25 protein-coding genes are annotated in these 23643 nt (G+C 66.2%); 13 read left to right on the top strand and 12 right to left on the bottom strand.

Features of this window, described 5'->3' with window-relative positions:
• Positions 1 to 14: 14 nt before the first annotated feature.
• On the bottom strand, positions 15 to 137 hold the full coding sequence (locus ACKTSM_RS05755; protein ID WP_407876166.1) for a hypothetical protein: 123 nt from the start codon (positions 135 to 137) through the stop codon (positions 15 to 17).
• A gap of 296 nt (positions 138 to 433) precedes the next feature.
• Here ACKTSM_RS05755 and ACKTSM_RS05750 point away from each other — a divergent pair, with 296 nt between their 5' ends.
• Positions 434 to 1831, top strand: a complete 1398-nt coding sequence (locus tag ACKTSM_RS05750; protein WP_407876165.1) for a sigma-54-dependent transcriptional regulator — start codon at positions 434 to 436, stop codon at positions 1829 to 1831.
• A gap of 33 nt (positions 1832 to 1864) precedes the next feature.
• Positions 1865 to 2629, top strand: a complete 765-nt coding sequence (locus ACKTSM_RS05745; protein ID WP_407876164.1) for an SDR family NAD(P)-dependent oxidoreductase — start codon at positions 1865 to 1867, stop codon at positions 2627 to 2629.
• Between the two features lie 3 nt (positions 2630 to 2632).
• On the opposite strand, the gene ACKTSM_RS05740 is transcribed toward ACKTSM_RS05745, so the two are convergent.
• From ACKTSM_RS05740 to ACKTSM_RS05720, 5 genes are all read right to left on the bottom strand, one after another.
• The gene (locus ACKTSM_RS05740; protein WP_407876163.1) at positions 2633 to 3913 is read right to left on the bottom strand and encodes an alkaline phosphatase D family protein; all 1281 of its coding nucleotides are present in this window, start codon (positions 3911 to 3913) and stop codon (positions 2633 to 2635) included.
• A 24-nt stretch (positions 3914 to 3937) separates the two neighbouring features.
• On the bottom strand, positions 3938 to 5050 hold the full coding sequence (gene folP / locus ACKTSM_RS05735) for a dihydropteroate synthase (protein WP_407876162.1): 1113 nt from the start codon (positions 5048 to 5050) through the stop codon (positions 3938 to 3940).
• A gap of 22 nt (positions 5051 to 5072) precedes the next feature.
• Positions 5073 to 6215: a site-specific DNA-methyltransferase gene (locus tag ACKTSM_RS05730; RefSeq protein ID WP_407876161.1), complete on the bottom strand. Its 1143-nt coding sequence runs from the start codon at positions 6213 to 6215 to the stop codon at positions 5073 to 5075.
• A gap of 232 nt (positions 6216 to 6447) precedes the next feature.
• Positions 6448 to 7380, bottom strand: coding sequence for a calcium/sodium antiporter (locus ACKTSM_RS05725; protein WP_407876160.1), 933 nt, complete (start codon positions 7378 to 7380; stop codon positions 6448 to 6450).
• A 12-nt stretch (positions 7381 to 7392) separates the two neighbouring features.
• Positions 7393 to 8016, bottom strand: coding sequence for a ribonuclease HII (locus ACKTSM_RS05720; RefSeq protein ID WP_407876159.1), 624 nt, complete (start codon positions 8014 to 8016; stop codon positions 7393 to 7395).
• On the opposite strand from ACKTSM_RS05720, the gene ACKTSM_RS05715 reads away from it, so the two are divergent.
• From ACKTSM_RS05715 to ACKTSM_RS05690, 6 genes are all read left to right on the top strand, one after another.
• The gene (locus ACKTSM_RS05715; RefSeq protein ID WP_407876158.1) at positions 8015 to 9184 is read left to right on the top strand and encodes a PQQ-dependent sugar dehydrogenase; all 1170 of its coding nucleotides are present in this window, start codon (positions 8015 to 8017) and stop codon (positions 9182 to 9184) included. The genes ACKTSM_RS05720 and ACKTSM_RS05715 overlap by 2 nt on opposite strands.
• A gap of 49 nt (positions 9185 to 9233) precedes the next feature.
• Positions 9234 to 9791, top strand: a complete 558-nt coding sequence (locus ACKTSM_RS05710; RefSeq protein ID WP_407876157.1) for a GNAT family N-acetyltransferase — start codon at positions 9234 to 9236, stop codon at positions 9789 to 9791.
• 66 nt (positions 9792 to 9857) lie between these two features.
• A complete protein-coding gene (locus ACKTSM_RS05705) occupies positions 9858 to 10430 on the top strand; it encodes a DUF1285 domain-containing protein (RefSeq protein WP_407876156.1) in 573 nt (190 codons plus the stop codon).
• On the top strand, positions 10427 to 11044 hold the full coding sequence (locus ACKTSM_RS05700; RefSeq protein ID WP_407876155.1) for a CoA pyrophosphatase: 618 nt from the start codon (positions 10427 to 10429) through the stop codon (positions 11042 to 11044). Before ACKTSM_RS05705 ends, ACKTSM_RS05700 begins: the two co-directional genes overlap by 4 nt.
• Positions 11045 to 11089: 45 nt before the next feature.
• On the top strand, positions 11090 to 12265 hold the full coding sequence (locus tag ACKTSM_RS05695) for a CCA tRNA nucleotidyltransferase (protein WP_407876154.1): 1176 nt from the start codon (positions 11090 to 11092) through the stop codon (positions 12263 to 12265).
• A gap of 248 nt (positions 12266 to 12513) precedes the next feature.
• Positions 12514 to 13098, top strand: coding sequence for a hypothetical protein (locus ACKTSM_RS05690; protein WP_407876153.1), 585 nt, complete (start codon positions 12514 to 12516; stop codon positions 13096 to 13098).
• A 212-nt stretch (positions 13099 to 13310) separates the two neighbouring features.
• Here the strand turns inward: ACKTSM_RS05690 and parC are convergent, their stop codons facing one another.
• Positions 13311 to 15602 (bottom strand): DNA topoisomerase IV subunit A, encoded by a 2292-nt coding sequence (gene parC, locus ACKTSM_RS05685; protein WP_407876152.1) that lies wholly within the window; start codon positions 15600 to 15602, stop codon positions 13311 to 13313.
• Between the two features lie 190 nt (positions 15603 to 15792).
• Between parC and ACKTSM_RS05680 the strand changes: the two genes are divergently transcribed.
• Entirely contained in the window at positions 15793 to 16338 is a 546-nt protein-coding gene (locus ACKTSM_RS05680) for a DJ-1/PfpI/YhbO family deglycase/protease (protein ID WP_407876151.1), read from the top strand.
• A gap of 138 nt (positions 16339 to 16476) precedes the next feature.
• On the opposite strand, the gene ACKTSM_RS05675 is transcribed toward ACKTSM_RS05680, so the two are convergent.
• The 4 genes from ACKTSM_RS05675 to ACKTSM_RS05660 are packed head-to-tail and all read right to left on the bottom strand — an operon-like array spanning position 16477 to position 19316.
• The gene (locus tag ACKTSM_RS05675; RefSeq protein ID WP_407876150.1) at positions 16477 to 16920 is read right to left on the bottom strand and encodes a hypothetical protein; all 444 of its coding nucleotides are present in this window, start codon (positions 16918 to 16920) and stop codon (positions 16477 to 16479) included.
• 1 nt (position 16921) lies between these two features.
• Entirely contained in the window at positions 16922 to 17257 is a 336-nt protein-coding gene (locus tag ACKTSM_RS05670) for a 2Fe-2S iron-sulfur cluster-binding protein (RefSeq protein ID WP_407876149.1), read from the bottom strand.
• Complete coding sequence (locus ACKTSM_RS05665; RefSeq protein WP_407876323.1) at positions 17254 to 18327, bottom strand: cysteine desulfurase family protein; 1074 nt, start codon at positions 18325 to 18327, stop codon at positions 17254 to 17256. The genes ACKTSM_RS05670 and ACKTSM_RS05665 overlap by 4 nt, the downstream gene beginning before the upstream one ends.
• Positions 18324 to 19316: a cysteine desulfurase family protein gene (locus ACKTSM_RS05660; protein ID WP_407876148.1), complete on the bottom strand. Its 993-nt coding sequence runs from the start codon at positions 19314 to 19316 to the stop codon at positions 18324 to 18326. Before ACKTSM_RS05660 ends, ACKTSM_RS05665 begins: the two co-directional genes overlap by 4 nt.
• 118 nt (positions 19317 to 19434) lie before the next feature.
• Between ACKTSM_RS05660 and ACKTSM_RS05655 the strand changes: the two genes are divergently transcribed.
• Entirely contained in the window at positions 19435 to 20091 is a 657-nt protein-coding gene (locus tag ACKTSM_RS05655; protein ID WP_407876322.1) for an alpha/beta hydrolase, read from the top strand.
• 156 nt (positions 20092 to 20247) lie between these two features.
• Complete coding sequence (locus tag ACKTSM_RS05650) at positions 20248 to 20925, top strand: TonB family protein (protein ID WP_407876147.1); 678 nt, start codon at positions 20248 to 20250, stop codon at positions 20923 to 20925.
• A gap of 43 nt (positions 20926 to 20968) precedes the next feature.
• Here ACKTSM_RS05650 and ACKTSM_RS05645 read toward each other — a convergent pair whose 3' ends face one another.
• The gene (locus tag ACKTSM_RS05645) at positions 20969 to 21178 is read right to left on the bottom strand and encodes a hypothetical protein (RefSeq protein ID WP_407876146.1); all 210 of its coding nucleotides are present in this window, start codon (positions 21176 to 21178) and stop codon (positions 20969 to 20971) included.
• Between the two features lie 108 nt (positions 21179 to 21286).
• On the opposite strand from ACKTSM_RS05645, the gene ACKTSM_RS05640 reads away from it, so the two are divergent.
• Together ACKTSM_RS05640 and ACKTSM_RS05635 are read left to right on the top strand one after the other, a co-directional pair.
• Positions 21287 to 21664: a DUF3597 domain-containing protein gene (locus ACKTSM_RS05640; RefSeq protein WP_407876145.1), complete on the top strand. Its 378-nt coding sequence runs from the start codon at positions 21287 to 21289 to the stop codon at positions 21662 to 21664.
• 91 nt (positions 21665 to 21755) lie between these two features.
• Entirely contained in the window at positions 21756 to 23615 is a 1860-nt protein-coding gene (locus ACKTSM_RS05635) for a DUF885 domain-containing protein (RefSeq protein ID WP_407876144.1), read from the top strand.
• Positions 23616 to 23643: the final 28 nt, after the last annotated feature.

Below are 23643 nucleotides of genomic sequence, written 5' to 3'. Positions count from 1 at the left end.
CCGCGCCCCTCCGCTTATTCGGCGATTAGGGCGACGATGATCAAGGTGATCACCGCGATGGCCGGAACCGCCCATTTGAGCGAGGCGATGAAACCGGCATAGGTGTCGCGCGCTTCGTCCATGTCTTGCGTTGCCATTGTATTCGTTCCCTTTGAAAAGTTGGTCCTGTCCGACCCGTGACGCGCGCGGGCCGCTATTGAGCCAACTCGTATCGAAGCATCCGGCTCACCTCAAGCCGCCAGCACGCACGAAAAATCTTTTTGGGGGGCAAAGCGCGGGACGCAAATCAGCCTTAATCGGGTCTTTACCCCTCCCCTCTAAGCCAGTGCGACGTTTTCCCCCGGCACGAGGCCAGGGACGGATCCGAGGAGTCCAGGCCGTTTCGATGTCGCAAGACCCGCGCCCCGAAGATGCGAATACGCCGCGAATCGTGATGCTTATCGACGATGAGCCCGCGCAGAGCCGGCTGATATCGGCAATCGCGGCACGCGAGGGCTGGCGCACCGTCGTTGCAAGCGATGCCGAGACCGCGATCGCGATGCTGGGCACGCGCGAGGGCATGCAATTGTCGGCGATCCTGCTCGACCAGTGGGTTCCGGGCGACGATGCCTGCGCGCTGATCGCCGAACTCAAGGAACGCCGCCCTGCCTTGCCAATCCTGATGCTGACCACCAGCGCCTCGCCGCTGCTGGCTGTCGAGGCGATGCGCGCAGGCGCGAGCGACTATCTCGTCAAGCCGGTCTCGCCCGATCGCTTGATGGAAGCCCTGCGTGCCGTCACCACCCGCGAAACCCCGCGCGACGAGCTCGCCCCGCTGACCGAGAAGATGTCGGCCAGCCTCGATTTCGAGGCGATGATCGGCACCGCGCCCAAGTTCCGCACCGCGCTCGCACAGGCGGCCAAGGCGGCGCGCGGCCATGCCCATTCGCTGATCGAGGGAGAAAGCGGCACCGGCAAGGAAATGCTGATGCGCGCGATGCACGCCGCCAGCCCGCGGGCCAAGGACCCGCTCAGGATCATCAACGTCGCCAGCATCCCGCCCAATTCGGTCGAATCGGTGCTGTTCGGGCACGAACCCAACGCCTTTCCCGGAGCCTTCGATCGCCAGATCGGCGCCATGCAGCATTGCGATGGCGGCACGCTGGTGCTCGACGAGGCCGACCGGCTCAACGACTGCGTGCAGCAACGCCTCGCCGAAGCGCTCGAGACGGGGATCGTGCGTCCGGTCGGGGCCGCGCACGGCTTTCGCGTCGACGTGCGGATCCTGTCTGCCAGCAATGTCGCGCTTTCCAAGCTCGCGGAGAACGGGCTGTTCGATGCCGAGCTTGCCAGGCGATTGTCCGCGACCCGGATCGCGCTTCCGCCCCTGCGCGAACGGACCGGCGATATACCTGCCCTGACCCGCCATTTCCTCCAGCGGATCGGCGAACAGCCCGGCCTCACGCACCTCTCGATTTCCGACAGCGCGCTGGCCCTGCTCGCCGCGTTCGACTGGCCGGGCAATGTCCGCCAGCTCCAATCGGTGCTGTTCCGCGCCGCGGTCTATTGCGAGAGCGACACGCTGACGGCGGAAAGCTTCCCGCAATTGTCCGAAATGATCGGCGAACTGGAACCCAGCACCGCTACTTCGCACCTGCACGAAGGCGTGGGCATCATGCTCTATACCGAGGATGGCAATCTGCGCCCGCTCGAGGAGATCGAGGCCGATGTCATCCGGCTCGCGATCGGCCATTATCGCGGGCGCATGACCGAGGTTGCGCGCAGGCTGGGGATCGGGCGCTCGACGCTTTATCGCAAGCTTTCCGATCTCGGCATCGACAACGCGGCTTGATCGCGCGAGCGGCGCGCTCTAGCCCGCTCGGCCATGACACAACCACAAGACTTCGCAGGGCGCAGCGCGCTCGTCACCGGCGCGGCATCGGGTATCGGTGCCGCCTGCGCGCGCCAGCTCGCGGCACGCGGGGCCAAACGGCTCATCCTCGTCGATGTCGATGCCGCAGGGCTCGACGCGCTCGATTGCGATTGCTCGGTCGAACGGGTCGTCGGCAGCGTCGGCGACGAGGCGCTGTGGCGCGACCTCGAGCCGCGCCTCGAAGGGCTCGACCACGCGGTCGTCAATGCCGGGATTGGCGCAGGCGGCGCGATTGCCGATCTCTCGCTCGCCGACTGGCGGCGGGTGATGGAAATCAATCTCGACGGCGCGTTCCTGACCCTGTCGGCAGCGATGCGCGCCATGCGCGCGCACGGGCGCGGGGGAAGCGCGGTGATCACATCGTCATCGACCGCGGTGAAGCCGGTGCCGGGGATCGGCCCTTATGGCGTGTCGAAAGCCGCGGTCTCGCACATGGCGCGGATCGCCGCTGTCGAAGGCGCTGCCAACAAAATTCGCGTCAACGCGATCGCGCCCGGCGGGGTCGATACCGCGATCTGGGAAAGCTCGGAGGAATTCCGCGCCTCGGTCGCGGAAAACGGGCGCGAGGCGACGTTCAAGGCGATGGCATCGACCACCCCGTCGGGCCGCTTTGCCAGCGCCGACGAAATGGCCGAGACCATGCTGTTCATGCTGTCCGATGCCGGAGCGAACATCACCGGCCACGTGCTCGTCTCGGACGGCGGGTTCACGCTCTAGCTGTTACCAGCTGATCGCCCGGCTCACCCGGACATCACCCGCATCGTCATCGCCAGCGCCGAGCAGGCTGAGGGTCAGCGTGCGCGCGCTCCAGTCGATTGCGACCTGGCCGAAATTCTCTTCCGAGATGAAATCGCTCAAACGCTTGGGATCGGGTTCGCGCGCGGTGTTGCGTTCGGTCGAGGAGAACGAATAATTGAGCGAGGAACTGGTCAGTTCCCACAGGTGCTCGCCTTTCGTCTCGGGGGTCGCATCGGTGTAGATCCCCCCCGCATGGCGGTCGCCCGAAAGCATGACCAGCCCGCTTTCGGCGCGATTGGCGAGCATTTCGTAAAGCCGCGCGCGTTCGTGCGGGAGCGCCTCCCAGCTTTCGTAATCATGCGCATCGGTGATCACCTGGATCGAGGAGACGAGGATGCGAAGGTCGGCGGGTTTGGCCAGTTCGGCCTCGAGCCAGCGCCACTGTTCCTCGCCGAGCATTGTCTTGCTCTCGTCATCGCTCGGCACATAGGGGCCGAGCGGCGGGCGCTGGGGCGTGTAGTCCATCCGGTCAAGGTCCGAGCGGAAGAAGCGGGTGTCGAGCATGATGATCTGGGTGCGTTGCCCCTCCGGCCCGAACATCCGCGCCTCGTAGACGCCCGGGCGCGAACGCACTTCGTCCGAGGCGTCCCAGAAGGTCTCGTAGATCGTCTCGGCGAAGGTGCGGAAGGCAAAGCTCGCCCCGCCATCGTTGAAGCCGTAATCATGGTCGTCCCAGGTCACCATCATCGGCACGCGGGCGCGGAAAGCGGCGAGTTCGGGGGTCGCCGATTGCACGCCATAGGCTTCGCGCAAGGTGGTGAGCATCGCGTCGCCCGCCCAGTTCTGGTCGCCGTAATTGTTGTCGCCGATGAACAGGAACAGGTCCGGATCGCTCGCCGCGATCGTGGCCCAGTGGTCCTGCGAGCGCAGCTGGTGGTTGCAGCTGCCAAAGGCAATGCGGGTGAGCACGGTCTCGGGCGCAAGGCTGACATTGGGCGGCGCCACCGGCAGGTCGATCCGGCTTTCGAGCTTGTCGTAATAGAGACCGAGCAGGTCTTCGGCATAGACGGGGACGTGGCCGTCATGATGGTGCGGGTGGCGCGCATGCCCGTCATGCGCCATCGGCATCGCCTCGGCCTTGGCGGCGTGGCCTTCGTGGCCGTCTGCCATGAGCGGCGCGGCGGCGAGCGCGGCAGCGGCGCTGCCAAGGGCGAGAAGCGTGTGAAGGCGCATCGAGGATTCTCCCAGGAAGTTCTGTTTCACCCGGTCCCTATTGCGCGCGCGGCTTCAGGGCAACTGGCTGAAATCGGTGAGCGCCGCATCGCGCAGGCCGCGCCAGACATTGCGCGCCTGGACCGTCGCCGCGACATCGTGGACGCGCAGCAGGTGGACGCCTGCATCCATCCCCTTGATCGCGAGCGCGATCGACCCGCCGAGCCGCTCGTGCGCAGGCTCCTCGTGCGAGAGCGCGCCGATCATCCGCTTGCGGCTGACCCCGAGCACGAGCGGCGAGCCGAGCGCGTGAAACAGCGGCAAGGCATTGATAAGCGCGAGATTATCGGCAAGGCTCTTGCCAAAGCCGATACCGGGGTCGAGCACGATCCGGTCCTCTGCCACGCCGCCCTCGATCGCGCGGGCGCGCTGGGCGGCGAGCATGTCGAAAACGTCGGTGACCACGTCGGAATAGTTGCCGCTGCCCTCGTGCAGGTCGTCGCCGCTGCCGGGCGCGTGCATCAGCACCACCGGGCAACCGGCATTCGCGACAAGTTCGAGGCTGCGCGGGTCATAGCGCAGCGCCGAGACATCGTTTGCCATGTGAGCGCCCTTGGCAAGAGCGGCATCGAGCACGCCCGCGCGCCGGGTGTCGACGCTGATCGCGGCGCCCATGGCGGCGCAATATTCGACCGCCGGGATGACCCGCTCGATCTCGTCGCCTTCCCATGTCGCCGCCCCGCCCGGCCGCGTGCTCTCGCCGCCGATATCGATGATCGCCGCGCCTTTTTCCAGCATGGCGGCGGCGTGATCGCGGCCGTCCTCGGGCCGTTCGAGGAACTTGCCGCCATCCGAAAAGCTGTCGGGGGTGACGTTGAGCACGCCCATGACCTGCGGCTGGTCGAGGCGAACGGTGCGGCTGCCGAGTTGCAGCGGGGCATGGACACGCTGGAGGTTTGCCCATTGCCGCTCGGCCTGTGCGGCAAGATCGCCGCCCGGTTCGGCCAGCGCGCTCGCGGCCTCTGCGACAGCGAAAACGCGGCGGTGCGTCACCTGCCCGTTGTCGCGCACGCTGAGAGCAAAGCGGCTGGCATAGGTCATCGAACCCGCCAGCCTGATCGCACCGCCTTCCTCGGCCTGCGGGCCAGAGGCGAAACCGATGGGCTGGAGATAGAGGCGCGCGGTCATGGTGCCGGCCTGCCTAGTGCGATCAATCTTCCGATGCCAGCCGGTAAAGATCGCGCGCGGCATCGACGGGCTTCACCTCGCCGCCATTCTCGTAATGCCAGAAGGTCCAGCCATTGCAGCTCGGAGCGCCTTGCAGCTCCTTGCCGAGGCCGTGAATGCTTCCGACCTGACCCCCGCAATCGAGCGAGCCATCGGCGCGCACGGTCGCGGTCCAGCGGCGTTTCTTGTCGAACACCTTCGAGCCGGCAGGGATCAGGCCGGTTTCCACGACAGACCCGAAGGCGACCCGGGGCGCGGATTTCTTGGCTTGCATGGTGGTCAGCGCGCTCTCGTCGAGCGGCAATTCCTTGGCGATGCGCTTTTCGGCAACGCCGCGGTAAAAGGTCTCGCGCTCGCAGCCGATCCATTCGCGGCCCAGCCTCTTGGCCACCGCGCCGGTGGTGCCGGTGCCGAAGAACGGGTCGAGCACGACATCGCCCTTCTCGGTAGTCGCGAGAAGGACACGGTAAAGCAGCGCCTCGGGCTTTTGCGTCGGGTGCGCTTTCTTGCCGTTTTCCTTGAGCCGTTCGCCGCCCGAACAGATCGGCAGCACCCAGTCCGAACGCATCTGGAGTTCGTCATTGAGCGTCTTCATCGCGCGATAGTTGAAATGATAGCGCGCCTTCTCGCCCTGGCTCGCCCAGATCAGCGTCTCGTGCGCATTGGTGAACCGCGTGCCCTTGAAATTGGGCATGGGATTGGTCTTGCGCCAGACGATGTCGTTGAGGATCCAGAAACCCAGGTCCTGGAGGATCGCCCCGACCCTGTAGATATTGTGATAGCTGCCGATCACCCACAGCGCCCCGTCGGGCTTCAGCACCCGGCGCGCCTCGGCCAGCCATGCACGGGTGAACTCGTCATAGGCGCGGAAGCTGTCGAACTGGTCCCAGTGATCGGTGACGGCATCGACTTCGGAGCCGTCGGGACGGTTGAGATCGCCGCCAAGCTGGAGGTTGTAGGGCGGATCGGCGAACACGCAGTCGATCGAATTGTCGGGCAGCGAACGCATCGCCTCAATGCAGTCGCCATCGAGGATCCGGCCAAGCGGGAGCAGCGCGCGCACGTCGGCGGCCGACGGTTTGACCGCCCGCCTTGCCCGCACTTTCTTGGTTTCGATAACGCCCATGATCCTGCCCCGAACGGTCCCTCTTGCCTCGACTTATCCACAGGCATGAGTCCTCGCCGGGCCTGCGTCAAGCAAAGAGATTTTCGGTGCTTATGGTTAACAGCTGGTAAACGGTGCGAGCCGGAACCGGAACGAAACGGGACCGGCACAAGATGTGGAGTCCCGCGCATTTGCCGGGACTCGACATCGGGGGGTGTTGCGCAAAGGACTCGCCGCGCGGCCAATTCGGTGGTCAGGCGAAAACCAGCACCACGTTGGCGGCAAAGGCCGCGATGAGAGCCGCGCCGAGCCAGCGGGTGATGCTCCTGGCGAACCAAAGCAGCAACAGCAGGCCGAAAGCGGTGGCGGTGAGAAGCGCCATCTGCACGCCGGCAAGGCTCGCAGGCAGAGCGAAGGGTGCGATGGTCATGGTCGCCCCGCCGATCAGCAGGATGTTGTAGATGTTCGAGCCGAGCACGTTGCCGATTGCGAGGCCCGAATTTCCGCGCACCGCCGCCGCGATCGAAGCCGCGAGTTCGGGAAGCGAGGTGCCCACAGCCACCACGGTAAGGCCGATCACCGTCTCGGGCACGCGGAAGATCGTTGCCAGTGCAATCGCGCCGCGCACCAGCGCATCGCCGCCGATCACCAGCACTGCCAGCCCCGCGATGAACAGGCCGACGGCGATCCAGACATTGCCCGGCGTCGCACCGGCGACATCTTCCTCCGCTTCGGCAGCGCCGGCCGAGGGGTGGCGATAGCGCCACACGATATAGACAACGATCAATGCCAGCAGCACCGCCCCCACCCAGCGCGCGCCTACGCCCGAAAGCGCCAAGCCCCACAAGAGCACCGTCGCCGCCAGAGCCGCGACCGCATCGCGCCTGCCGGTGCCGCGCAAAGCGATCGGCATGACCAGCGCCGATGCGCCCAGGATCAACAGCGAATTGGCAAGGTTCGAGCCGATGATATTGCCCCAGGCAATCTCGGGTGACCCGGCAAGGCTCGCCTGAACGCTTGCCACCATTTCGGGCATCGAGGTCGCAAAGCCGACGATCACGAGGCCGGTAAACAGCGTCGAGACGCCGAGCTTTTCGGCGATGCCGACAGCGCCGCGCACCAGCAATTCACCGCCGATGGCCAGCCCGACCAGTCCGGCAAGGCTCAAAAGCGCGGCTTCGAGCATCAACCGGCCGCCCTAGAACAGGCTGGCCTGGGCGACGGGAGCAAAGCTGCGGCGGTGGAGCGGGGATGGACCATGTTCGCGCAACGCATTGATGTGCTCCGCCGTTCCGTATCCCTTGTTGCGCTCCCAGCCATAGGCGGGGTGCGTGCGTGCGGCTTCGACCATCTGGCGGTCGCGCCATTGCTTGGCGATGATCGAGGCCGCGCCGATCACCGGCTCGATCCCGTCGCCGCCGACGATCGGGCGCGCGGGCCAGCACCATCCCTCGCAGCGCTGCGCGGGGGTGAGATTGCCGTCGACCAGCACTTCGCATGGCGGCTCGGCCAGCCGTGCGCACAATTCGGCGACGCAGCGGGTCATCGCCTCCATCGTCGCGCCGAAAATGTTGAGCCGGTCGATCTCCTCGGGCTCGACCACGGCGACCGCCCACAGGCAGTTTGCCCGGATCGCCTCGTCCAGTTCGGCGCGCTTCTTGGCCGAAAGTTTCTTGGAATCGCCCACGCCAGCGGGTAGCCCGGAACACAGGACCACCGCAGCGGCCACCACCGGCCCCGCCAGCGGACCGCGTCCGGCCTCGTCGACCCCGATGACAGGCCGTGCGCCGCCCGCAAGGCGACCAGGAGCTAGATCCGGCATGACCAAACTTTCCAAGACATCGATCGCAATTTTCCCAATCTGCCTCGCGCTCGCAAGCTGCGCCCCGCCCAAATCGGGGGACAGCGCGAGCGCGGCCGATAGTGCCGATAACCCCGACACCGCAATCCAGATCACCGAAATGGGCAGTTTCGACCGGCCCTGGGCGATCGAATTCGCACCGGGGACGGGCGTGCTGTTCGTCACCGAGAAGGAAGGATCGATGAAATTCATCGATACCGCCAGCGGACGGATGGGCACCGTGAGCGGCGTGCCGGAGGTCGATTATGGCGGACAGGGCGGTTTCGGCGATGTCGCCTTCCTCGAAAGCGAAGCCTCGGCAGTGCTTGAGAACCGCACGATCTATCTCAGCTGGGTCGAAGCCGGCGAAGGCGACACCCGCGGCGCGGTGGTCGGGCGCGGCATGCTGACCTGCGGCGAGGCCGATGCCTGCGCAATCGAAGGGCTCGAAGTGGTCTGGCGGCAGGCGCCCAAGGTCACCGGGCGCGGCCATTATTCGCACCGGATCACTTTCTCGCCCGATGAAAGCCACATGTTCATCGCCAGCGGCGACCGGCAGAAACTCGATCCCGCGCAGGACAACCGCAACACGCTCGGTACGATCGTGCGGCTCGATCTCGATGGCAGCCCGGCCGCAGGCAATCCCTTTGCCAGCGAAGGCGGGGTGACCGCCGAGATCTGGTCGACCGGGCACCGCAATATCCTCGGCCTCGATTGGGACATGCAGGGCAATCTGTGGGATGTCGAACACGGGCCTGCTGGCGGCGATGAGCTCAACCTGGTGATGCGCGGGGCCAATTACGGCTGGCCGCGCCGGTCCTATGGCAACCATTACAACGGCGACCCGATCGCGGACCATTCGGCCGATGACGGCTTCATGAAGCCGGCGGTCCACTGGACCCCGGTGATCGCGCCGGGCGACATGCTGTTCTATACCGGCGACATGTTCGCCGACTGGCAGGGCGATGCGCTGATCGCGGGGCTTTCGAGCCAGGCGCTGGTGCGGGTGACGATCGACGGCGAGGCCGCGCAAGAGGCGGAGCGGATCGATTTCGACGAGCGTATCCGGTCTGTCGCGCAAGGCCCCGACGGGACGATCTGGGTGGCCGAGGATGGCCCCGAGGGACGGGTGCTGCGCCTGTCGCGCTGACAAGGCGATGCTTGGCAAGCGGGCGCAAACGCCCTAGCGGCGCGCTCGCATGAACCAAACCGATCCCGATAACGGTGCCGCAACCGGCACCCTGATCCCGCTTTCCGCGGTCGCGCCTGTCATGGTCGATGCGCTGCTCAACCGCGCCTTCGGGCCCGATCGCCACGCGCGCACCGCCTATCGCATCCGCGCCGGGATGGAAGCGCTCGATGCGCTCAGCTTTGCCGCTCTCGACGATGACGACATGCTGGTCGGCACCATCCAGTGCTGGCCGGTGGCGCTCATCGACCCGAAGGGCCGCCCGGTACCGCTGGTGATGGTCGGGCCGGTCGCGGTGGTGCCCGAACGCCAGGGCGAAGGTTTCGGCGCGGGATTGATGGCGGCGATGCTCGATGCCGAGGCGCGCATGGCAACGGGCGGGACCACCCCGCTTGCACAGGTGATGATCGGCGATCCCGGCTATTACGGGCGCTTTGGCTTTTCCGCAGCGGCGACTGCGGGCTGGCGCTGTCCCGGCCCCTACGAGCCCGAGCGCCTGCTCGCGCGCGGCGCGGCGCTTTCCGCGATGCCGGCAGAGGGAATGCTCGGCCCCTGGCCGCAGGACTGACCCGGCTCGCCGCAATACGCACCATCTTCACGGGAACGCCGCGATCTGCCATCGCGTTTCGCGATCATGCCATATGAACCCCCACCCGAACTGGCCGAGTTGACGCTCGCAGAAATCGCCGAACAGGTCGCCAGCCGCAAGCTGCCGCCGGTCGAGGGCTGGAAGCCCGAGCGGACCGGGGACAGCAATATGCGCATCGCCGCCGACGGCACCTGGTATCACGACAATGGCCCGATCACGCGCCCGGCCATGGTGCGCGCCTTTTCCGGCCTGCTCACCCGCGACATCACCCATAACGGCGAAACCGGCCAGCACTGGCTCGTCAGCCCGTTCGAAAAGCTGAGCATCGAGGTCGAGGACGCGGCCTTCATCGCGGTCGATTGCGAGCGCAAGGAGGGCAATCTCGCCTTCCGGCTCAACACCGACGAGCTGGTGGTGGCCGGCCCTGAACACCGCCTGCGCGCGGCGGGCAAGCCGGAAAGCCCCGCAATCTATCTCCACGTGCGCCGCGGGGTGGAGGCGCGACTCAACCGTTCGACCTGGGAGCAGCTGGCGCAGATCGCGCTCGACGAAGGCGCCGACGAGGACAATGGCTGGACGGTCACGAGCGACGGGATGGAGTTCTCGCTCAGGCCATGAGCGCATTGTTCGATCACCTCGCCGCCCTGTTCGAGGCGGGCCATGCGCGCGAGGTGACCGGATTGCGCGATGACAGCCGCTTTGCCCGCACCGATGCGCCGATCCAGGCCGCGGTGCTGATCGCGGTGACGGACCGCGACGAACCCGGCGTCATCCTCACCCAGCGCCCCCACTCGATGCGCGATCACCCCGGCCAGGTCGCCTTTCCCGGAGGCAAGATCGAGCCGGGCGAGGACGCGGTCGGTGCCGCCCTGCGCGAAGCGGAGGAAGAGCTTGCCCTGCCGCCGGGCGAAGTGCGCGTCATCGGCACCAGCGATCTCTACCAGACCGGGACCGGCTTTTCGGTCACCCCGGTGCTCTGCGTGGTGCCCGACGGCCTTTCTCTCAACCCCGACCCGGTCGAGGTGGAGGCCTGGTTCGAAGCGCCGCTCGCGCTGCTGCTCGACGAGGGCAGCTGGACCGAGAACGAGGTCTTCTGGCGCGGCGAGACGCGGCGCTATCTCGAGCTCGATTATGGCGGTTACAAGATCTGGGGCGTGACCGCAGCGATCATCGCCAATCTCGCGCGCCGCATTCCGCTTGCCGACTTTGCCCGGAAGGCCGGGTCGCGATGAGCTTGCCCGAACGGGGCGGATGCGGCTAGCGGGCAAGACGTGGACATGAACGCTCTCACCAAGGCCGACTGGCCCCGCCGCGCAGGTTTGCGCGCGCTGGCCGCTGCACTGGGTGAAGACGACATCCGCTGGGTCGGCGGCGCGGTGCGCGACACGCTGCTCGGCGCCGAGGTGCGCGATGTCGATTGCGCGACGCTGCATACACCCGACCGGGTGATCGACCTGTGCCGCGAGGCCGGCATCCGCACCGTGCCGACCGGGATCGATCACGGCACGGTGACCGCGGTGCTCGATGACGGGCCGGTCGAGATCACCACCCTGCGCCGCGATATCGCAACCGACGGGCGGCGCGCGACCGTGGCCTTCGCAACCGAATGGCGCGAGGATGCGGCGCGGCGCGATTTCACCATCAACGCGCTCTACGCCCATCCTGCAACGCTCGAGATCAGCGACTTTTTCGGCGGGCTTGCCGATCTCGAGGCGCGGCTGGTGCGGTTCATCGGCGAGGCGAGCGAACGCATCGCCGAGGATCACCTGCGGATCCTGCGCTATTACCGGTTCCAGGCGCGGTTCGGTTCGCAGCTCGACGACGCGGCCGAAGAAGCCTGCGCGGACATGGCCGGAACGCTCAAAGGATTGAGCCGCGAACGGATCGCGGCCGAGATCCTCGCTCTGCTCGCCCTGCCCGACCCGCATCCGACCACCGAGCGGATGCGCGCGCGCGGCGTGCTGCAGGTGGTCCTGCCCGAAGCCGGGCCGGGACAGGTCGCAGCGCTCGGCACTCTCGTCGCGCGCGAGGCCGAACAGAACGTCGCGCCCGATCCGCTGCGCCGGCTGGCAGCCCTCCTCCCGCCCTCGCCCGATATCGCCGAAGCGGTCGCGGCGCGGCTGAGGCTGTCGAGGGCACAGCGCGCAAGACTGGTCTCGGCGGCGGAGCGCAAGGCTCCCGACAGCGCCGACCGGCACGCGCTCGCCTACCGAATCGGGACCGAATTCGCGGTCGACCGGCTGCTACTGCTTGGCGGGGACACGCGCCCGCTCGCCGATTGGCAGCGTCCGCAATTCCCGCTCAAGGGCGGGGCCATCGTCGCGCGCGGCGTGGCCGCCGGTCCGCAGGTCGCCCGCGTGCTCCAGGCGGTCGAGAACCGCTGGATTGCCGAGGGTTTCCCGGATGCCGGCCGTGTCGAGAAACTGCTCGACGAAGAGCTCTCTGCCACCTGACGCTTACGTTAAGGCGAGCTTCAGCCGGTCTGCGCTAGAACACTCTCACAGGCCGACACCTTGTCATCAGGCCTATCCCCCATTAGGGACGCCCGCGCGTGTTTCGGCCCCTCGGTCGTGGTTGCGCCTGGCAGGGCCGAAAGGGATCGTCGGGAACTTGGCTTCCCGGTCCGATCCAACCTTCGGCTCGACCGTGGCCCCGTAATCCGTGGTGGCCTTTCGAGATCAGAAACTGGAGAGTATTTGTTATGAAGTTTGCTAAGCTGGCTGTCCTGGCCACCGCCATGGCTGTGACCCCGATCGCTGCGAATGCACAGGATGTGGGCACGACCGTTTTCGGCAATGACGACGCGCCGATCGGCACCGTCACCGCCAATGAAGGCGGCGTTGTCACCGTCGATACCGGCAAGCACGAAGCGCCGCTTCCCGCCAACCTTCTCGCCGAGCGCGAAGGCAAGTGGACCGTCAACGCCACCCAGGCGCAGATCAACGGCATGATGGACCAGCAGGTCGCACAGGCGAACGCCGCGCGTGACGCAGCGCTCGTCGAAGGCGCGGTCGTCACCAGCGCCGATGGCGTCGCCTCGGGCACGATCTACACGGTCGACGCCGAAGGCACCGTCATCGTCAAGAACGACGAAGGCATCGTCACCCTGACGCGCGACGCATTTGCCGCGCATGACGGGATGCTGATGGCGCTCTATTCGGCCGAACAGCTCGCCGCGAACACCGTGGCCGTGCCTGAAGGCGCCGAAATCCTGACCCCGGCCCAGGCCGCGGCGAAGGAAGCCGAAATGACGGCTGCCGCTGAAGTCGAAACCGACGCCAGCTAAGAACTTTTTCAGTTCGCAAGGGTCCGACGGGACCTGAACGAGACCGCGGTCACCGGGGATGGTGGCCGCGGTTTTGTTTTTGGGCGGCGCTGGTGAGACCATCGCGGCCCTTGGTCACGGCAGTCAAAGCGCGACTGCGCGCCCGCAGGTGCCCGTAGCGAAGCGAAGGAACGGCACCGAGGACGCTCGCCCGGATGGGCGAGCGAAACCGATCAAAACCTGTTATCTTTCGGAAAACCCTGCGGCGGGAGCCTGCCTGCGGCACCGCGCGCGACCTTCCACTGCCATATCTCGGTCTCGGTCCGGGTGCGTTCGCCCGAACCGCCCATCTGCCAGCTCAGGCCGTCCTCGAGGCGGAAAGTCGTCGCGTCCGACAGGCCGCCATCGCGATAGCGTTGCAGCATCACTCCCTGCCCGCGCGCCATGACCGGCATTTCCTCGATATTGAAGACGATCAGCTTGCGGTTCTCGCCGACCGCGGCGACGTGGTCGTGGCCTTCGGGCACTTCGCGGATCACCCGCAGCACCGCGTCGCCTTTCAGGTTCACCACCTGCTTGCCCTTCTTGGTCTCGGCCAGCAGTTCCTGCGTCTCGGCAATGAAACCCTTTCCGTTCGACGAGGCGAGAAGCAGGCGGCCGCCGGGCCGGTGCACCAGCATCGCCGCGATGCTCGCCTCTGCCGGCAGGTCGATCATGGTGCGCACCGGCTCGCCGAAACCGCGCGCGCCGGGCAGCTTGTCCGCCCCCAGCGTATAAAAGCGCCCGTCACTGCCGGCGATCAGCAGCTTGTCGGTGGTCTGCGCGTGGAGGATGAAGGCGAGGCCATCGCCCTCCTTGTACTTGAATTCCTGCGCGAGATCGACGTGCCCCTTGGCCGCGCGGATCCAGCCTTTCTGCGACAGGATGACGGTCACCGGCTCCTTCTCGATCATCGCGTCCATCGAAAACTCGACCGTGGGCGCGGCCTCGGCGATGCGGGTGCGGCGTGCGCCGAGCGCGGTATCCTCGGCATAGTCCTTGCGAAGCGCGCGCAGGTCCTTTTTCAGCCGGGTGCGCTGGCGCGCCGGGCTGTCGAGCAGCTTTTGCAGCTCCTCCTGCTCTGCCAGCAGGTCGTCCTTTTCCTGCCTGAGCTGCATTTCCTCCAGCTTGCGCAAGCTGCGCAGCCGCATGTTGAGGATCGCCTCGGCCTGGCGGTCGGTGAGCTTGAATTCCTCCATCATCACCGGCTTGGGCTGGTCCTCGGTGCGAATGATCTCGATCACCCGGTCGAGATTGAGGAAGGCGATGATGTAGCCTTCGACCAGTTCGAGCCGGTTGGCGATCTGGTCGAGCCGGTGGCGCGTGCGGCGCTGGAGAATCTCGATCTGCGCGGCGGTCCAGTGGCCGAGCAGTTCCTTCAGCCCCATCACCATCGGGGTGCGGGTCGCGTCGAGCACGTTCATGTTGAGCCCGAAACGGGTTTCCATGTCGGTCAGCTTGAAGATCGATTCCTTGAGCAGTTCGGGATCGACATTGCGGCTGCGCGGGACAAGCACGATGCGGATAGCCTCGTCGCTCTCGTCGCGCACGTCCTCGAGGATCGGCAGCTTCTTGTCGGCGATTGCCTGCGCGATCTGTTCGATCAGCTTGCCCTTGGCGACCTGGTAGGGGATCTCGGAGATGACCAGCTGCCATTGCCCGCCGCCCAGTCGCTCGATCCCCGCCTCGATATCTTCTGCCTTGTCGGCCTCGGGCGCGTGGAACAGGCCGCGCAGGCGGAAACTGCCGCGCCCGGTGCGATAGGCCTCGGAAATGACCGACTTGCTGTCGACAAGCTGGCCGCCGGTGGCAAAGTCCGGCCCCTGCATCAGCTCCATCAACCGCTCGTGCTCGACATGCGGGTTGTCGATCAGTTCGAGCGTCGCGTCGATCACTTCGGCGACATTGTGCGAAGGGATATTGGTTGCCATGCCGACCGCGATCCCGCTCGCGCCATTGGCGAGCAGGTTGGGGAACAGGCCCGGCATCAGTTCGGGCTCGTGTTCCTCGCCGTTATAGGTCGGAATGAAATCGACCGTGCCCGCATCCAGCCCTTCCATCAACTGGATCGCGGTCCTGGTCAGCCGCGCCTCGGTATAGCGGTAGGCGGCCGCGTTATCGCCATCGACATTGCCGAAATTGCCCTGCCCTTCGACCAGCGGATAGCGCAGCGAGAAATCCTGCGCGAGCCGGACCATCGCGTCATAGGCGGCGGTGTCGCCATGCGGGTGATACTTGCCGATCACCTCGCCCACCACGCGCGCCGATTTCTTGAAACCGCTGTCGGGTGCAAGCTTGAGCTGGCGCATGGTCCACAGCAGGCGGCGGTGAACCGGCTTCAGCCCGTCGCGAAGATCGGGAAGCGAGCGCGCGGTGATCGTCGAGAGCGCATAGACGAGATAGCGCTCGGACAGGGCAGCATCGAAGGGTGCATCGACGATCGCGTCGAAGGGATCGGGAGAGTCGGTGGTTACGGGATCGGACATGGCTCCCGCTTAGCAAGCGGCGCGGCTGCGAGGGAGAGCGCTTTCCACAGTCATCGCCGCTTTTTTGCCCCCTCGGCGGGAGGAAGCACCGCACGGCTCGGCGCGATTGCGCAACGGCGCGCCCAGAGGCACGGAACACCGCCTGTGGCGAGACGTTGATGAGGCAAAGGAATTACAGGAGATAGCCAGCATGAAGAACATTCTCATCGTCGCCACTGACGGATACGAACAGTCAGAGCTCACCGGCCCCAAGCAGATGCTCGAGGAAGCCGGGCACAAGACCACCGTCGCCAGCATCAAGGAGGGCGAGATCAAGGGCTGGGAAGACGGCGACTGGGGCGACAGCGTCGCGGTCGATTGCCAGGTCAAGGATGTCGAGGTGTCCGACTATGACGCGCTGCTTCTGCCCGGCGGGCAGATGAACCCCGATATCCTGCGGATGGAAGAAAAGGTGATCGAGCTGGTCAAGGATTTCGACAGCGAAGGAAAGCCGATCGCGGCGATCTGTCACGCGCCGTGGCTGCTTGCCGAGGCCGACCTGATCGACGGACGCGAAGTCACCGGCTGGCCCTCGGTCCGCACTGACCTCGAAAATGCCGGGGGCGAAGTCCTCGACAAGCCCGCGGTGGTCGATGGCAACCTGATCACCAGCCGCAACCCCGACGACATCCCCGCCTTCGTCGAAGCGCTCAAGGACGCGCTGATCGAAGCGGATGCGGAACTCGAACCGGCCTGATCGGTTTTACTGACATATGGTCTGACATCGACCTTCAAGGACGAAGTCACGGCCGGCTCCTGACCTTCCCCCCTTGGGGTCGGTCGGTGGCAAGTGCCCCGTCGTGCTCCTCCAAGCGCGGCGGGGTTTTCTTATGGGTCAGCCGCGCGGCAGGAGATAGCGCAGGTCCGCCGCCTCGCGCACCGCGCGCACGCGGTTGCCGCGGAAATGGACGAGCCAGACGCAGGGAAGCGACGTTTCGCGACCGCTGATCCGCACCGTGCGATGCCCTTCGACGAGATAAGCCGGGCTGGTTTCGAGCGCGCCCGGATCGCCAAGGAGCATCACTTTGGCAATCGCCACAGGCTGCGTGTCGCGCGTGCCGCCCGGTGCCACGTAAAGCGATTGGCTCGCGGTGCAGGTATCGGCCTGGTAGACCGAATGCTTCTCGCCGGTGAAAAGCCGGGCGAAGTGTTCGCGCACCAACGCCTCGCCATTTTCGTAGTCATGCAGTTCGACCACCGCAGCAGGCGTTTCGGCACTGGCGGGCGAAACCGTGCCAAGAGCCAGCGCGCCGGCGGCCAGAAGGCTTGCCAACCTCATCTCACATTCTCCGAACGTCATTGCTGCTGGCAGGCACTGATACGGTCAGCCCGTCATGGTCCTGAGTGAGGTCGATCTGGCACGACAGCCGGCTGGTGCGGCGCGCGCCGGCGGCGAAATCGAGCATGTCCTCTTCCTCCTCGCTCGCCTCGGCAAGGCGGTCGAACCATTCGGCAGCGACGATGACATGGCAGGTCGAACAGGCCATCTGCCCCTCGCAGGTCCCCTCGAGGGGGAGACCCGCCGCCTGTCCGACTTCGAGCAGGTTGTCGCCCGGCTCGGCCTTGCAGGCGACCTTGCGGCCATCGGGCGCGACGAAGGTGACCGTGAGGCTCACAGCCCCTGCGCCCTGGCAGCAGCGTTGATCGCCTTTGCCGCCTTCTCGATATCCTCGATCGAGGTGTAACGCCCCCAGCCCAGCCGGATCGAGCTTTTCGCCTGCTTGTCCGACAGGCCGATCGCCTTGAGCACCCGGCTGGTCTTGCCCGATCCGCTGGCGCACGCGCTGCCGGCGGAAAACATCACGCCGCGGCACTCGCTCATCAGCCGCGCGACATCGAGGCCGTCGCGGCGAATGTTCATATTGCCCTTGTAGCGCGCGGTCTCGCTGCCGTTGAGCGTCCAGTCGGCGAACAGCTCGCGCGCGCAGTCCCACAACTGCCCGACATGCTCGCGGTCTTCGGCCATGCGCTCGTGCGCGAGCTTGGCTGCCGCGCCCATGCCCGCGACCAATGCCGGCGACAATGTTCCCGAGCGCTCTCCTTCCTGCAATCCGCCGGTGATCTGCGGATCGAGCTCGATCCCGTCGCGCACCCACAATGCGCCCACGCCCTTGGGTCCGTGGAACTTGTGCGCGCTGATCGCGATCATGTCGGCCTGGGTGATCTCGACCTTGCCATAGGCCTGCACCGCATCGATGAGGAACAAGGCGTTGTTTTCCTTGGCCTTGCGGTGCCAGTCGATCGTCGGCTGGATGGTCCCGATCTCGTTGTTGACTGCCATCACCGCGACCAGGCGGGTGTCGGCGGGAAGGTCCTGCGCGGTGTTGCACTGCCCTTCCTTCGAGACATTGAGCACGTGTTCGCCGCCCAGCGCCCTGGCGGTGTCGAACACCGCCGGATGCTCGATTGCCGAGACCGATACGCGCCCGCCCGTCCCGCTGCCGCGCATGGCGAGGTTGATCGCCTCGCAGGCATTGCCGGTGAAGATCACTCGCCCGCCCGGAGGCAGCAGCGCCGCCACCCGCTCGCGCGCGACTTCGATCGCCGCATTCGCCTGCCGGCCGAGCTTGTGCGGGCTGTGCGGATTGGCAAAGCCGGTGCCTTCGGGCCCGTCGAGCCAGCGCAGCATCGCATCGCGCGCCTCGGGGGCGAGCGGGGTGGTGGCCTGGTAGTCGCAATAGATCATGTCAGCGCTCTCCACGCTTCTGCAAACTTTTCAAGTTCTTCAGGCGTGGTCGACCAGCCGATGCTCACGCGGATCGTGCGCGCGGCAAGCTCGTCCGACACGCCGAATGCGTCGAGCACACGGCTTTTCTTGAGCGTGCCCGACGAGCACGCGCTTCCGGCGGAAACCGCGAAGCCATGCGCGTCGAGCCGGATCAGGAGCGCCTGTGCCGACAGGTTCGGGTGAGTCAGCGCAAGGATGTAATCGACCTGCTCGCCGATCGCGAGGCGGTGATCGGCGAGCGCCGCGGCAAAGTCAGCGCGGTCATCGGCGCTCGTCACCCAGTCCCCCGCTTCGAGCGCGGCGGCCATGCCGAGCGCGCCGGGCAGGTTCTCGGTCCCCTGCCGGTAACCGCGCTCGTGCCCGCCGACCGGTTCGAGCATGGCAAAATCGCGCACCAGCAGCGCGCCCGCCCCGATCGGACCGCCGAACTTGTGCGCCGAGACGACCAGCATGTCGGCAGCGGGAAGGTCGAGCTTGCCCGCGCTCTGGGCGCAATCGGACAGCAGCCAGGTCGCGCTCTTGCGGATCTCGTCCAGCATCGCGGTGACCGGGTTGATCGTGCCGGTTTCCGAATTGACGTGCTGGATCGCGAGCAGGGCATCGGGCCCGAAGCGCGTGTCGCCTGCCACCACTTCGCCGTCGGGCGCAGCGCGGAAGACCGCATCGTGCTCGGTCGCGCTGATCAGCCTGCGCGCACGCTTGGCCCGGCCCATAGCCAGCGCCAGCGCCTCGCTCGCCCCGCTGGTGAAGATCACCTCGCCATCCCACGCCAGCGCGCGCTTGATCCGATCGCGCGCATCCTCGAGCGCCTGCCTGGCCTTGCGCCCCTCGGCATGGGGAGAGGACGGGTTCGCCCACAGCGCAAAGCCCTGCTCCATCGCGGCGCGTGCTTCGGGGCGCAGCGGCGAGGTGGCGGCATGGTCGAGATAGATGCGTTGCTGGGACAAGGAAGCCTTATTGAGAACGATTCTTAAAAAATTGCGCTGCGGTTCAAGTGCCTATATAGAGCGCGCAACCGCTGGTGCCAGCCGGTACGCAAGCGCAACCCATGCACAAGGTAAAATGATGCCGTCTGTCATCTTTCCCGGTCCCGAGGGCCGTCTCGAAGGCCGTTTCTCTCCGCCCCCGCGCCCGCGCGCGCCGGTCGCGATGATCCTCCACCCGCACCCCGAAGGCGGGGGCACGATGAATGACCGGATCGTGCAGCGGCTCTACAAGACCTTTGCCGATCGCGGCTTTGCCACCTTGCGCTTCAACTTTCGCGGCGTGGGCCGTTCGCAAGGGTCGTTCGACAACGGGATCGGCGAATTGTCCGATGCCGCGAGCGCGCTCGACTGGGTGCAGTCGATCCACCCCGAAGCGCAGACCACCTGGGTTGCGGGCTATTCCTTCGGCGCGCTGATCGGCATGCAATTGCTGATGCGCCGCCCCGAAGTGCGCGGTTTCATCTCGATCGCGCCGCCTGCGAACATGTATGATTTTAGCTTTCTCGCTCCCTGCCCTGCCTCGGGCATCTTCGTGCAGGGCGCGGCCGATACCGTGGTCCAGCCGAGCGCGGTCCAGAAGCTGGTCGACAAGCTGCGCACGCAGAAGCACATCACGATCCACCATGACGAGATCCCGCGCGCGAACCATTTCTTCGAGAACGAAATGGACGAGATGATGGCGAGCGTGGACAATTATCTCGACTTCCGGCTGTCGCCCGACTGTCCGATCAAGTGATCCGGAAGGCGCGGGGGACGGCGCTTTTGCGGCCGCCTCCTTCGCGCCTCTCCCCGTCCAGCCGGTGAGCTTGGGTTGCGCGATGCAACGCGAAAGGTCTTGCGGTGAGAATGTTATGTTGTAACATTGCCCTCTCATTGCGAGAGGAGACCCCTGATGAGCTATGTCACAAGGGCAAGCCGCCCCAACCCCGCCGCCATCCTCGGAGCGCTTGGCGTTCCCGGCACCTTTGCCGCGGTGCTGATCGCCGGGCTCGCGGTCAATGTCGTGATCGAGACGCCGCTTCCCAATCCCAACGTGGTCAACTACCCGCTGCCCGAAGTGGTCGAACCCGACCTGGTCGAGCCTGATCGCACCGCGCCCGCGGCGCCCACGCCTGCCGCCCCCGACACGGTCATCACCCGGCCCGACACCCCGTTCGAGTTTGAACTGGCGCCCTCCGCCCCCGTGACCGAATTGCCCGGTCTCGACGAGGGAATAGGCCCGGTCGGCCCGGTCGATTTCGGCGTCCCCGAAGTGCGGCCCACCCCGATGGTCGAACCCGTCGCTGCCGTGCCGCGCGGCAATCCGGGACGCTGGATCACCGATGACGATTACCGTCCCAGCTGGATCAATCGCGGATATTCGGGGCGCGCGGGCTTCGCGCTCGAAATCGATGCGCGCGGACGCGTGACCGATTGCCGCATTACCCGCTCGACCGGCCATGCCGCGCTCGACGAGGCGACCTGCCGCCTGCTCGAACGCCGCGCGCGTTTCGAGGCGGCCAAGGACGGGTCGGGCAATGCGATTGCCGGTCGCTACAGCTCGAACGTGCGCTGGCAGATCCCCGAATAGGGCGAAAGGCTGCCGGAGCGGCGCGGCGTGGAGCGGCGCGGGTCTATCGCCCGCCCGCTTCGGCCTGTTCGATCGGCGAGGAGCCGTCGTCGCTCGGGATCGTCCAGATCAGCACGTTTGCGATCGCGATCAGCGCCAGCAGCACCATCAGCGCAGGCTGCTTCGCCTCGCCCGTGCGCCGCCACAAGGCAAACGCACCCAGCACCAGCAGCAGGGCTGCCAGCATCACGATCGAGAGAACCACGTCGAGCATCGCGCTTTGATCTTACCTCTTTTTACAGCCCGGCGCTTGCCGCGCGCGCCTGTCGCTGGAACATCGCTGTCCTAGCGAGGTTGATGAAGCAGACGCAAGAAGGAGGATATGATGGGAATTTTCAGTTCGATCAGCGAAGCGATCTTCGGCAAGGACGAGGACGACAAGCCCAAGCCGACAGAAGGCACGCCCAGGGCCAAGGCCACCACAGGCCCCAGAGCGCGCGCCGCGATCAGCCGCGATGAGGTCGAACGCAGGATCGCCAATATCCCCGGTGCGGACAAGCTCAACTGGAAGACCTCGATCGTCGACCTGATGAAACTGGTCAAGATCGACCCCAGCTACGACAACCGCAAACAGCTCGCGCGCGAGCTCGGCAATGCCGATTATTCGGGGAGCGCGGAGGACAATATCAAGCTGCACGACCAGGTGATCGACCAGATCGCGAAGTCGGGCGGCGTGGTGCCCGCGCATCTCAAGGACTGAGCGCGCCCGCGCCAGCACGCGCCAGCACGCGCCAGCACGCACTCGCAGCGCTTGTGTTGACTCGGCATCGCAGCGGGCTAACACCGCTCGCATGACCGACAACAACAGCAATTTCACGCGCCGCCAGGCCCTTTACGGGCTTGGCGGCGTTTCCGCTCTGGCGCTCGTTCCCGGCTGCGCGGGGGTCGCCTACGATCCCGGCAGTGCCGGCAATGCGCTTGCCAATGATGCCGCCGACAAGGCGCTCGATGCGATCGCGTACGACATGCTGCGCCACGAACCGGGCCGCGCGACCGGGCTCGGGGTCGATACCGGCACCTATGCCGACTGGCGCGGCACGTTCGGCGCAACCGGCGAGGCGGGCCGCGAGGCCTACCGCCAGACCTTGCGCAAGGGGCTGGCCACGGCTCGCAGCTTTGCCGACCAGCCGCTCTCGCCCGACCAGCGCACCAGCTTCGAAGTGGTCGAAAGCGCGTTTTCCTCCGCGCTCGAAGGCATGGCCCTGCCCTATGGCGAGGTCGCCGTGGGCTCGTGGCGCAACGCGCCCTATCTCGTGATCCAGAATGTCGGCGGCTATATCGATTTTCCCCGCTTCTTCGCCGCCACCCAGCCTTTGCGCGATGCGCAGGACGTCGAATATTATCTCGGCCGCCTGAACGAGGTCGACGCGGTACTCGACGGCGAACTTGAACGCATTGCCGAAGCGCGCGCCAAGGGCGTGGTCCCGCCCGATTTCCTGCTCGACAAGACGATCGCGCAGATGGAAGCCAATATCCTCGATGCGACCAATAATGGCGGCGCCTATGCCGCCCCGCTGCTGACCAGCGAGATGGACGCCGCCAACGCCGCCTCGGCTCGGGCAATCGGCATCGTCGATGCCCAGATCGTCCCCGCGCTCAAGCGCCAGCTCGCCGAATTGAAGTTCCAGCGCGGCCTGGCCGACAGCGATCCGGGCATGTGGTCGCAGCCCGATGGCGAGCAATGGTATTCCTGGGCCACCAGCGCCTCGACCACCACTTCGCTCAGCCCCGACGAGATCCACCGGCAAGGGCTCGAAGAGCTTGCCGAACTGCACGGGCGGATGGACCCGATCCTCAGGGAGATCGGCTACACGCAAGGCACCGTGGGCGAGCGGATGCAGGCGCTCAGCCGCGACCCGCGTTACAAGTTTGCTCCGGGCGATGAAGGTCGGCAGGAAATCATGGATTTCATCTGGGAACAGATAAACTGGATCAAGGGCCAGATGCCGCGCGCCTTCAACCAGCTTGTCGATCCCAACATGGAAGTGCGCCGCATCCCGGTGAACGAGGAAGCCGGGGCGCCCGGCGCCTATGGCGGCGCGGGCAGCAAGGACGGCCAGATCCCGGGCCGGTTCTGGATCAACCTGCGCACCACCGACCTGCACCGCAAATACGACCTGCCCGACCTCACCTTCCACGAAAGCATTCCCGGCCATGTCTGGGAGGGCGAATATTCGAACCGACTGCCGTTGATCCGCTCGATCCTCGCCTTTGGCGCGTTCTCCGAAGGCTGGGCGCTCTACGGCGAACAGCTTGCCGACGAACTGGGCGCCTATGACGATTTCAAGGTCGGCCGGCTCGGCTATCTCCAGAGCCTCGCCTTCCGCGCCTGCCGGCTGGTGGTCGATACCGGTCTCCACGACAAGCGCTGGACCGGCGATCAGGCGCGCCAGTTCTTTGTCGAGCGCAACGGCTCCAAGGCCGAGGAAGTCGCCAGCGAGGTCGATCGCTATTGCAGCTGGCCGGGACAGGCGTGCAGCTACAAGATCGGCCATTCGGAAATCGTGCGCCAGCGCGCGCGGGCCAAGACCGAACTGGGCGCGGATTACGATTTCAAGGCGTTCAACACCGCGGTCATCCTCGGCGGCAATGCCCCGCTCGATGTCGTGGGCAAGACGGTCGATCGCTATATTGCGACCGCGCGCGGATGACCCTGCGCGCGCCCGCATGGCGACAGGG

The sequence above is a fragment of the Qipengyuania nanhaisediminis genome, assembly GCF_045862805.1.
GTDB lineage: Bacteria > Pseudomonadota > Alphaproteobacteria > Sphingomonadales > Sphingomonadaceae > Erythrobacter > Erythrobacter nanhaisediminis_A.
Note: the sequence above shows the minus strand (reverse complement) of the source record. Positions and strands in the feature narration are given on the sequence as shown.